The organism is Cupriavidus sp. IDO (genome assembly GCF_000812465.1).
Lineage (GTDB): Bacteria > Pseudomonadota > Gammaproteobacteria > Burkholderiales > Burkholderiaceae > Cupriavidus.
In genome coordinates this window covers 71,664-81,929 of the sequence record NZ_JWMA01000071.1, presented here as the reverse complement: position 1 = coordinate 81,929, position 10,266 = coordinate 71,664, and the positions used below count along the sequence as shown (strand labels likewise).

Sequence of the window (10,266 nt, the reverse complement as noted above, 5' to 3'; positions counted from 1 at the left end):
GCAACGGCTCGCAGCGCACGCTCCGCTGCATTGTTGTCGATCTCAATGCGACCATCGCTGGCATACAGCGTTAGTGCCCTCCACTGATTCAACGAGTAGCCAATGGCCTTCGCGGTATCGCTCTTGGACGACACCTTGCTCAGCGTCGAGCGTAACCAGATCTCGAAGGCATCCAGCAATGGACGCGCCAGCTCTTGTCTGACGCGCCATCGTTCGTCGGGCGGTTTCCCGCGGATATCAGCCTCAATTGCATAAAGTTCACCGATCCGGCGCAGCGCCTCGGTGTTGACGTCGCTCTTGCGTGCCAAGTACAGATCGTGGAATTTTCGTCTCGCGTGTGCAACACATCCAGCCTCTTGCACATCGCCGTCTCTATAAATGGAGTTGTATCCTGCAAACGCGTCGGCTTGCAGGATTCCCTTGAAGCCTTTCAGGTGAGCCTGCGGATATTCGCCTGACCGACTCGGACTGTACGCAAACCAGACGGCTGGTGCGTCCACCGAACCAGCGGGCCTGTCATCACGTACATAGGTCCAGAGTCGGCCTGTCTTGGTCCTGCCGTTTCCGGGTTCAAGTACGGGTACCGGCGTATCGTCAGCGTGTATCTTAGATGCCGCCATCACGTACTGCCGAATTGCATCGACCAGCGGGCGCAATAGTGCGCTGGCTTGTCCGACCCAGTCGGCAAGTGTCGAGCGGCTCAACTCGACGCCATCCCGCGCGTATATCGCCGACTGCCGGTACAGGGGAAGATGGTCGCAGAACTTTCCAACCAGGACATGGGCGAGCAGGCCAGGCCCCGGCATACCGCGATCAATGGGCCGGCTGGGCGCGGCTGCTTGGACGATGCAGTCACAGCGAACGCAGGCCTTCTTTGGTCGACGATGGCGAATCACTCGCCAGTGCCCGGGCACGTACTCGAGCTGCTCGGCGATGTCTTCGCCAAGCTCGTTGAGCGTTCCGCCGCACTGCGGACAGCACACATCGTCAGGTTGATGGACGATATCTTCGCGCGGTAAATGATCAGGGAGGGCTCTGCGTCCAGTCGGCTTGGTCGCGTCCTTTGGGCGCTGCTTGCTTGGATCGAGCACCCCCGCGCCTTCGTCGGCCTGCAGATCCTCCAGACGTAATTCCAGTTGTTCGATCTGGCGATCAATCTTCTCGGATTTTCGCCCGAACTGCATTCGTTGGAGCTTTGCGATCCACAGCTTCAGGCTCTCGATTTCCAGCGCCCGATCTGAGAGCGTCTTCTGCAGCGTCGCGACCGTGTCGCGTAGATTCTCTAAGTCGCTGTCGCGCTCACGAAGCGCCGTTTCCCGCGCCAGAAGCAGGGCCTTCAAGGCGTCGATGTCGTCGGGAAGCGAAGCGTTACTGGAGGTCATGCAGGCAGTCTAGGCGCCAGCATCACTCCCCACGTGTGTTGTCACAGACGTTTACAAAGCACTGCACGGACGGGCTGCATCGATGGGCTGCCGCCAGTCGAATCCCTCCAACAGAAGTCCAAGTTGCGCGTTCGTCAGGGCCACCACGCCACCTTCCGCGCGCGGCCAGGCAAACCGACCTCGTTCCAACCGCTTGGCAAACAGGCACATTCCACCGTCGCGCCAATACAGGCACTTGAGGAGATCGCCACGTTTCCCTCTGAAGAGGAACGCGTGGCCTGAGAATGGGTCTTTCTGCAGGACCGTCTGCACTTTGGCAGCCAGGCCATCGAAGCCACATCGCATGTCCGTAAATCCTGCGGCAACCCAGATCCGGGTGTTTGCCGGCGGCTCCATCATCAGCTCAGGCACTGCACCACCATACGCAGGACTTCCGGATCGACTCGGCCTTCAATGCTCACCTGGCCCTTGGCCAGGTGCAATCGGATGACTCCTGCTGGCAACGCTTCCGGTCGCTCGCATGGCTTTCCTGGGAACGATGCGGCGGACGGTTTCTCGACTCCGGGGCCTTTGACCACAACGGGGAACAGCACTGGGGTGTCACCAACATGGGGGACGCCTAGTTGGCCTGCTCGAAGCATGCGACGCCACCGAAAGACCATGTTCACGTTTAGACCGTGTTCCAGCGCCAGCTTTGAAACCGAGACGCCTGGCACGCACGCAGCTTCTGCAAGCCTTTGCTTAAGTTCGATCGGATGATTGCGGGTGCCGCGCACACGGCCACCACGCTTTGCCACAGTCTCCAAAGCAGTCCCCGCCAGATTTCTGATGGGAACTACTCTGGATAGGTTCGACGCTCGCGTCTACACGGCCATCAACGGACGGTTACGCAGGTACCATTTGCTCCCGCAAAGAATTGTCGCCTCACAATGACGCACCATCCGGCAACAATCCTTCTCGAATCAACGTGCGGCCCTCGGGGTAGGACCGAGTATCGTCTGGATTGCGACAGTGTGACGGTCGCACCCGGTGGCCTCGTCGTTGAAGGCGTGGAGATACGGCGCCTGCTGGCTCTCAGTTGGGCGCCCGACATTGTGTCGTTTGATGCTTGGGGCCAATGCCACCGGTACAAAGTTGGCCCTGTGGCAGTCATACGCCCGCGACGCGCAATTTTCCCATTCGCTTAGGGCGTCAGCATCACCCTAACGCTCTACCAAAAGCACCGCCCACGCGAGGTACAGGAGGCCCACCGCTAGAAGGCCGGCTGCCAGAGCCCAGTAATAGCGGGCCCCATGGTGGGGCGGGTGCGAATGAAAATAGTGAACTATGGGTTTCATCGGTACTACCTAGGGCAAGTTGCCGCGCTGAATTGGGCTTTTTTAGATTAGTCCTTTCTCGGCCATTCGCCGACGCAAAGTGCATGCCAGAGGCGCACGTGGCCATTAATCTCACGCACGCTCTGGCTGCTGGCCCAGAATGTTCCCCTGGCGCGCTGGTAGCGTCGGCATGTGTGAACAGTGTCCGGGCTATTTCAATTCGCAATGCATGCACAGTGCTGAGGTTAGTGTGGCGCCTTGAAACTCCGATGAGGCTCTAGCGTCCGTGGGCGCCTTGTCGGCAGGAATGAGCGAAAAACCCCACCGCGCGAAATAGGCGGGAGCCGACGCCGACAGCAATACTGCATGTCGTACTTCGGTGCCGCGTGCACGCATCAGGAGGGCGTTGACCAGGCGAGTAGCAACACCTCTATCCCGAGAGGTGGGCTCAACGGCTACCGAGCGGATGACGATGGAATCCCCATGACGCTCTGCCGCTGCACAGCCGATGACGCGACCATCGCAGTGTGCAACGTGGAAGCTGTCAATAGCCTCCGCTACGTCTTCGGTGCTTAGACGGCATTGTTCTAGCAATGCGGCTATCTGAGGCAAATCAGCTCTGGAGGCCAAACGGAGGTGGGGGGAGCGCGGCATGATACGGTCTCTGCTAGTGCTCGGCGTGGCTCCAAGAAGCCCGCGACACATCTTATCTGTTGCTCACAATCACGGCGAAGCTCTCCGTGCAATCGCGTGGGGCCGCATGCTACCGTTTGGGGTCGGTCCTGGCAACAGTGTGCAGCTACTTCGCCGCCGCAAATTTGCGACGAAATGTATCTGGGATTCTGGACACCAAAGCATTCCGAATATTCCTGATGGCCGTCTCGCAGAGCCGGAGGAAGTCGCGGCGCTGGTCATCTACCCTTGTTCCAAGGAAGCCGCTTTCCTGACCGGCGGGAACATTGCTATCAACGGTGGCCAGCATCTTCAGTAAGCTGGATTGCCCGTACCCAGACAGTGCGGCCCAATCCTGTTTGGGGTCGCGGTCGCGCTGCAGCGTGGCCCGGAAAGAATCGCCGCAAATTCTTGACTAGAAAGAACGCTGGACAGAGCCGCCGGCTGTTCCCAAGGTCTAGTGGGAAGCGGCGGAAGAGGAGAGCCGGAAACGACAAAGCCCTTCGCAGCCACGAAGGGCTTTTATATTTGTACCGTTGGGCGCGAGCGCCTATAGCTTGCGAATCTTTGATGCTTGTGGGCCTTTCTGGCCTTGCGTGACTTCGAACTCCACTTTCGCGCCTTCATCGAGCGACTTGAATCCGTTACCTTGGATTTCCGAGTGATGCGCGAACAGGTCTTTGCCGCCGTCATCCGGCGTGATGAAGCCATAGCCCTTCTCGCTGTTAAACCACTTCACGGTACCTGTTGCCATCTCATCCTCGAAGCCAAAAGCATGCAAACCTGCATGCAAGGAAAGTAGTCAAGACGCTGAAGCTCCGGCGCAGGCTTCGCTGCCGGCAGCTTTTTGTGTCCTTAGCATATCGTGCCATCGCCCTACCGCCAAGCGCTCCCTCGCTAGGGTTTACCTTCTGCGATGAGAAGCTCCTCGGGGATGAGCCTGTATGCGTCTGCCATCAACCGCAGCCCCTGTGCCCGGATGCGCAGCTGAGTGAGCGGCGAAACTTCGAAAACACCTGGACATGGGCCTAGCTTTCTTAGGCCCCGCGATACGCGCCGAAATATGAAATCAATCTCGCTTTCGGGAAAGTCGCCAAGTTCGCAGTATGCCGCTCGCATTCTATCCAGGTAGGATTCCCGTTCGGCCTCGGCTAGCGCAACGACGCTAGCCAGCAGGGACCGGGCGTGCCATTGCAGCCAGCGCTGTCTCCACGGCTTGTAGTTCTCATCCACCAATTGCTCCCCGCAGACCGCGCCAAGCTCCACGCTTGAAGTCATGAAGGACTTTGAATGCCGAAGCGTGTGTAGCGCGCCATGAAAATCATCATAATGTGAGATATATATTACGCCAGCAAGAATAAAGCCCGCACCAAAGAGGGGTAGCGTAAGTCTTGCCCGTACGTGGAAGGGGTAGACGATTGAGCAGTTTCGTTCGGTAGTCCCCCCATTTTTCATGCACAGCCACGGCGAGCCCTCGGAGCAGCCCGACACACCCGTCGAATTCCCCTATGCCGGCGCAGGGCCCAGGACTTTGCATGGATGAATTAAATATCTCTCATATCAGAATTAAGTGGATTGGATTTTGGCTGGCGTTAGGCACGAGGCGAAGCGTAGCGTAGGCGGAGATTACGGTTGAAGTGATGCCACTCATTCAGTTAGCCGATGGCATGCCTCGTACACTTGCGACATACTGCCTCAAAGTGTTGCATGTGCAGGATAAAAAAGAATGATAAAAGAGGTGCGAATTCGCGCAGCCGGGTCGGCAGACGTGGAGGCAATCTCGCAGGTGCTCCGTTCCTGTGGTTTGCCCGGCAGCAATATAGACCCCTCGTCCCGCCTCTACGGCTTGGCCGTCCTACGTGAAAAGGTAATCGGCTGCGCCAGCGGCGAAATGCATGGCGAGACGGTCGTCGTCCATGCCGCTGCGGTTCTCGATGAGTACCGGGGCCACCAGGTCGCCACGCATCTGGTGAGGGCCATCCTGATGCGCGCCCGCGCCAGCGGCTGCAGCAGGGCTGCAGTGGTCACGGCCGACCATCCCGCGTTCTTTGCCCGCTTCGGGTTCACGCTCACCGCGTTGGACGACATGGCGCAGGAGATGCAGCTATCGAAGGAATTCCTTCGGCGCTTTGGTGCGAGGACGCATTACATGTGCCGTCGTCTCGACTGATGTCCATAGCGACTAACGAGCATCGTGATGCTGGTGATAGCAACGGCGCTGGTTCTTGCCTGAGCCCTTCGTGCGCTGTACTTGCATCTGCAGGTCGCGCACGCAGAGTTGATTCGCCGCGACAAAAAAGGGGCGCTCAGCTACGAGGTGCGGAGGCGTGTTTATATGGAGGTGCTCCCCTTGCATGTTTCGGAGTACCCTGAGCCTAGGGAGGTGCGCGCCCAGGTCCTTCGCCTTACTGGTGTGGTGCTATGGCGCAAAGGATTAAGCGTCGCCCTCCCTGCCGAGGCTTGTGAGCACCTCGGGGATATCTCCGCCAGGGAATATGATGGCCGCTTTCCGTCGTGCTTGCGACTGGGCTCATCTCGGGGACAGTAGGTGAGTATGAACTCACCCCTCAATTCCATGGTCGCACCCCCCCGGTCATATGGACTACCTCAATTGGGGTAGCGCAATTGGGGGGCTACCTAGGGCGGTCACATCGGCGCCGCTCGCGCCTGAGCGCGCGCCCACATGTAACTGGTTCCGCTCCCTTCTGGGACATGGCCAGCGTGACACGAGTTTGGGAATCGTCCCTACAGGTGGCCGTTGAGCCAGGCTGCTTCTTTCATTAAACGCTGCCCGAGTGCCTGGATACGTCTACGCGCCCGGCGCGCGCACTCTTCGGGCGAGCTGTGAGGCGCCGGCAGCCGTTGGATGCCACGACAGACTCGCCGAAAAATGAAGTCAATCTCATTCTCGGTGAAATCGCCATAGTCGCGGTACGTAGTACGCTTTTCTTTTAGATACATGTCCAGCTCGAATTCCGCGAGCATCAGCGCGTTAGCCAGCAGAGACCGCGAGTGCAAGCGCAACCAGCGATGCCGCCAAGGCTTGTAGCCCTCGTCGTTCATTTGACCCCCGATACGGAAACGCCATCTCTGCATGCGGCCTGAACTACAAGGAGCCTCTACCGGATGCGTGTGGCGAGAGTTTTAAAGCCCAGCATAGCTCTCTGCCAAGCGAGCAGCAACGAAGGAAGCCAGAAAATGAGACCTACTAAAGAGGGGGGTGAAACCTTAATTGAAATGGCCCAGCGGGTACGACACCTTGCCAGGCCAATCCTGCCTGTACCCCACGCGAGTTCTTACTGTCCGTAGCTTAGCGTCGTTGGATTGGTGTTCCTGAAGATTAAGTAGAAAGGCTGCTGAAGCGCGCCACCCGTGGAGTTGGCTGGGACGATAATGTCGCATTGCCCGGATGTGGGATTACAACGTCTCACCTGGCCTGCTGTTTGAGCCGCGCCGCCTGAGATGGCAATAAACAGGTCGCCGCCCGGCCCGAATATGATTGCCTGCGCGAAGGCCCTAGGGGCAGGGGGCGTTGATAACACAATCTTGTTGATTAAGCCGCCAGTTTGGCTATTGAGCCTGAGGACTTTATCGCTGTCGCTGGAACTGGCGCGAAAGCTCGTGACCCAGAGGTGGCCAGCGCTGTCAAAAACCAAGCCCTCAGGTCGGTGTAAGTCCGGCACACTGGTATTCGATGCGAACACGTCGACAAATTCCTTGGTGGTGGCATTGAAACGCAGGATGTATCCGGTAATCGGATTGAAGAGCGGGTCCTTCGGGTCTAGGCACCCCACCGCCGAGACATAGAGAAGACCGTCCGGTCCGAATACCACACCTCGCGGATGGAACTCGCCAGCAAACGCTTGCCGGTCCAGATTGCCCAGAAAGGCGCCCGCAGCGTCATATTCCTTGATATTGCCTTGATTGGCACACTTGCCAGCCTGGTCACCAATATCGGCCACGTAGAAGCCTTGGTCCGGCCCTCCGCGCACGATGCCGCGCGGCGCGAAGGGAGCGTTCCGGTCGGTCGAGGCGACCAGTTTGCCAGCAAACGTGCCGGTCGCGCCGTCGAACTTCAGAACCTCGCCAGATTGGCCGGTGCCCAGGTTTTGGTTGACGACCACGAGTTGTTTATCCGTAAAAATCATCCCCATTGGTCCCTTCAGTCCGGCGGTCCCAGAAGGGACGAAGGCACCAAGATACGACCCACTGGCGACATCGAATCCCTTGACTGAGTTGTCTCCGACGTCCCCAACGAATAGTTCCTGCGCCATTGAGGATGGGCTAATCGACAGCGCGCTCAACCCCAGCGCTGCAGACAACAATAAGGAGCGTAAAACGTCACGATAAGCTTTCATCAGTTTCTCCTGGTTGGGATGGCGACACGGCATGCATCAATCGGCTGCCATAGCGACGCCACCGGGGCGGCAACAGTGTGTGGGCGGAGCCTCGCGCGAGCTTCAGCGGCTGTTTGAACCGCCTGCGCATCAAACATATCTTGGGCCCCGGGGTGTTCGGTCAGTTGGATGTCTTTTCCAGGCGCCTTGGGGCACTCGGCATATGCGCGAGACGTTGCCCTCGGCTGGTACTGGTCCACATTCGTCGTGGAAAATCCGCACCGGATGCCCGTCGAGTGGCTCGCACAGCGACCGAGCAGTACTAAAGCAAAGTTGTTCTTGTTCTGCTCAATGGGATATCTCCTGCCAAGAAAGGTCTGCGCCCAGCGCCCTTCTCGAGGCCGCTGAGAAATTGTTTCATTTGTCATTGATTCTTTCGCTTCTCTATGACGGCGCGTCGACACCGTCATCGACGGTGGTCGGGCAAGTTTCTGCGGTGAAGTAACCAGCCTCGCTAGGCATTCCGCGTAACGTCCATGTCCAGAGGCACCAAAGGATGAGCAAGCGCGCACGAGCGCGGTGCGACCGGGCTTAGGAAGTCGCAGAGACAAGCACGTGCGTACGCCGGAGATGGCGCGCTGTAAGGCGCTACTGACGGGGTATCGAGGGTGTAAGGTGGAAGCAATTGTCCATAGGCGCCGCTTCTTCTTAGTTAACTACCTGCCGCCCCGGACACAATGCAGGCCCACGATGAGGTGGGCAGTACTTCTATTTAATTCTTGGTACAACATAGGCCAACATTTGACGGATTGCAATCCCATGGCCTCCTTCCTCACATCAACGTAAGCGTACCGGCTTTAGCCGTGCCTGTACGCTATGTTGGCATAGGGATTCGTAACGCCGCCGACGGCCATTTGCGGACTCCGACTATCGCGCTAACCCATGCCGTCCGGTCGGTCGGCGAATAACGACACTCCTGTGTCCCGAACTGAGCGGCTACAAGCAAGAAGCATCAGTGAAGGCTAGTGCAGCTATTAAAGAAATCGTTACCACGTTGCTGAGGGACCCATCGTCCCGCCTCTACAACTTGGCTGTTCTGGGTGAGAGGGTAATTGGCTGCGGTTGCGGCGCGATGCATGGCGAAACGGTCAAAATTCAGACCGCTGCGGTTCTAGGCGAGTACCGGGGTCGCCATGTTGCCCCCGTCTTGTTGTTGGCGGTTTTGATGCGCGCCCGTGCCAATGGCCGCACCAGGGCCACAGTGCTCACGCCTGAGTATCCAGCATTCTTTTCCCGTTTCGCGCTTACGCTCACTGCAGTGGATGACATGCCGCAGCAGATGCAGCTATCGAAGGTATAGTTTTAACAGTCGGAGCTTATCTGAATCCAGAAACCGCTAGGATATGGGCAGGCTAGCAAGGGGGAACTTAAGCACACTGGCAATGCTGAAGTTCCCACACTTACAGACTATCTTGCCGCTCGGAACTGAGCGCGCCGATGGTGGCGGGAACGACAGTGTCTCGGTTGCGCGGACCATCGCTAAGCGGTTCACGAACGCAATCATCAAGTCGCGTTCCTGTACCTGCGCCGCGATGCGCATTACCCCAGCATTGAAGTCGACTTCGCTATTCACATTCTTCCGGATGAACTCTGCCTTGGCACACAGCACGACGCTGCAGCGTGTACGGCCCAAGGCAAACGGAGAACGGCAGAAAAGCTCATTGGCTCGGCATATGGACCATCTGGACCATCGCTGTCTATAAATAATTGTACCTCGGCGGAAAAAAGCGAACCGAAGTTCGCACAAGAAAATTCCGACTGCGCGTGCGCGCTAGCAAATGCTATAGGGCAGCGCCAGCACCTTTGTCGTGGGGCAATTGCTTTGTGGTTTTCTTGGCCGTTTCGTCGGACGCGCTGGCGGGCGTCGAAAAGGCCGATTGCCATGTTGCTAGAACAGAATCGCTTCCTGTGGGCGCGTTCTTCGCGAGGTTTTCGAATAACTCCTGCGCATCGCGTTGACATTGCTGGAGGTGCGCTTGGGCGGCCGACGAGAATTCGCCTTGAATGCTCGACAGGATTTCGGAGACCTGCCGGCTGTACGACGCCGCCTTTTCTGCTATGGGCTGCGTCAGGTGCATAGGCAGGGCAACCCACTCTTGCTGGTTGTTGGCGGAAAGCGTCTTGCTCAGGATTTCCTGATTTTCGGCGAAGGTTGATTTGACTGCTTGCAGATTTAGCTCAGCCAGCTTTTCGATGCCTTCGAAGGCTATGGTCGCCAGACCAAGGAGCCTTTCCACACCTGCTTTCTGCGCGGAGATGGATTGTTCGGGGATAGGAGTGCTCATCACTGCTCCATAGGGTGAGGCTGCGAGTGTTCGAGGGAACTCTGAATCAGGAGACGAATAGTGCGCCGCCAAGGTGAACGTCTTTGCTGCGTTGCGGCAAAAATCATTCTAGGGGCGATTACTCGGATGTCAACTGTTTCTCGCATGATTTCCGGTTGCCCGGAGAGGGCGTAGCAGATGGCGCCTACGCATTGAACGCAATCCACACATGTCG

At 58.0% G+C, this 10,266-nt stretch carries 10 protein-coding genes and 1 pseudogene; 3 read left to right on the top strand and 8 right to left on the bottom strand.

The window, feature by feature from the left end; genetic code table 11:
- The 4 genes from tnpC to RM96_RS37395 form a co-directional block, all read right to left on the bottom strand.
- A partial coding sequence (tnpC, locus tag RM96_RS21105) for an IS66 family transposase (protein ID WP_039013404.1) occupies nucleotides 1-1,382 on the bottom strand: 1,382 nt, incomplete at its 3' end.
- A 51-nt stretch (nucleotides 1,383-1,433) separates the two neighbouring features.
- Nucleotides 1,434-1,793: an IS66 family insertion sequence element accessory protein TnpB gene (tnpB, locus tag RM96_RS21100; protein ID WP_420872225.1), complete on the bottom strand. Its 360-nt coding sequence runs from the start codon at nucleotides 1,791-1,793 to the stop codon at nucleotides 1,434-1,436.
- Complete coding sequence (locus RM96_RS37400; RefSeq protein WP_238587350.1) at nucleotides 1,781-2,098, bottom strand: transposase; 318 nt, start codon at nucleotides 2,096-2,098, stop codon at nucleotides 1,781-1,783. Before RM96_RS37400 ends, tnpB begins: the two co-directional genes overlap by 13 nt.
- A gap of 810 nt (nucleotides 2,099-2,908) precedes the next feature.
- Entirely contained in the window at nucleotides 2,909-3,352 is a 444-nt protein-coding gene (locus RM96_RS37395; RefSeq protein WP_082016634.1) for a GNAT family N-acetyltransferase, read from the bottom strand.
- A gap of 185 nt (nucleotides 3,353-3,537) precedes the next feature.
- Here RM96_RS37395 and RM96_RS40105 point away from each other — a divergent pair.
- A pseudogene (locus RM96_RS40105) lies at nucleotides 3,538-3,689 on the top strand (SDR family oxidoreductase); the annotation flags it as partial.
- A 231-nt stretch (nucleotides 3,690-3,920) separates the two neighbouring features.
- On the opposite strand, the gene RM96_RS21090 reads toward RM96_RS40105, so the two are convergent.
- Nucleotides 3,921-4,124, bottom strand: coding sequence for a cold-shock protein (locus RM96_RS21090; RefSeq protein ID WP_039013425.1), 204 nt, complete (start codon nucleotides 4,122-4,124; stop codon nucleotides 3,921-3,923).
- A gap of 972 nt (nucleotides 4,125-5,096) precedes the next feature.
- Between RM96_RS21090 and RM96_RS21080 the strand changes: the two genes are divergently transcribed.
- Complete coding sequence (locus tag RM96_RS21080) at nucleotides 5,097-5,540, top strand: GNAT family N-acetyltransferase (RefSeq protein WP_039013400.1); 444 nt, start codon at nucleotides 5,097-5,099, stop codon at nucleotides 5,538-5,540.
- A gap of 575 nt (nucleotides 5,541-6,115) precedes the next feature.
- Here the strand turns inward: RM96_RS21080 and RM96_RS21075 are convergent.
- On the bottom strand, nucleotides 6,116-6,433 hold the full coding sequence (locus RM96_RS21075; protein ID WP_039013399.1) for a hypothetical protein: 318 nt from the start codon (nucleotides 6,431-6,433) through the stop codon (nucleotides 6,116-6,118).
- 233 nt (nucleotides 6,434-6,666) lie between these two features.
- Nucleotides 6,667-7,728, bottom strand: coding sequence for a hypothetical protein (locus RM96_RS21070; RefSeq protein ID WP_052279632.1), 1,062 nt, complete (start codon nucleotides 7,726-7,728; stop codon nucleotides 6,667-6,669).
- A gap of 994 nt (nucleotides 7,729-8,722) precedes the next feature.
- Between RM96_RS21070 and RM96_RS36410 the strand changes: the two genes are divergently transcribed.
- Entirely contained in the window at nucleotides 8,723-9,067 is a 345-nt protein-coding gene (locus RM96_RS36410) for a GNAT family N-acetyltransferase (RefSeq protein ID WP_238587349.1), read from the top strand.
- A gap of 481 nt (nucleotides 9,068-9,548) precedes the next feature.
- On the opposite strand, the gene phaP is transcribed toward RM96_RS36410, so the two are convergent.
- On the bottom strand, nucleotides 9,549-10,052 hold the full coding sequence (gene phaP, locus RM96_RS21055) for a TIGR01841 family phasin (RefSeq protein ID WP_052279630.1): 504 nt from the start codon (nucleotides 10,050-10,052) through the stop codon (nucleotides 9,549-9,551).
- Nucleotides 10,053-10,266 lie beyond the last annotated feature (214 nt).

Coding starts and splice junctions, on each gene's coding strand:
- RM96_RS21090 (WP_039013425.1), bottom strand. CDS start 4,124: ATGGCAACAGGTACCGTGAAGTGGTTTAACAGCGAGAAGGGCTATGGC.
- phaP (WP_052279630.1), bottom strand. CDS start 10,052: ATGAGCACTCCTATCCCCGAACAATCCATCTCCGCGCAGAAAGCAGGT.
- RM96_RS21080 (WP_039013400.1), top strand. CDS start 5,097: ATGATAAAAGAGGTGCGAATTCGCGCAGCCGGGTCGGCAGACGTGGAG.
- RM96_RS37395 (WP_082016634.1), bottom strand. CDS start 3,352: ATGCCGCGCTCCCCCCACCTCCGTTTGGCCTCCAGAGCTGATTTGCCT.
- RM96_RS21075 (WP_039013399.1), bottom strand. CDS start 6,433: ATGAACGACGAGGGCTACAAGCCTTGGCGGCATCGCTGGTTGCGCTTG.
- RM96_RS21070 (WP_052279632.1), bottom strand. CDS start 7,728: ATGAAAGCTTATCGTGACGTTTTACGCTCCTTATTGTTGTCTGCAGCG.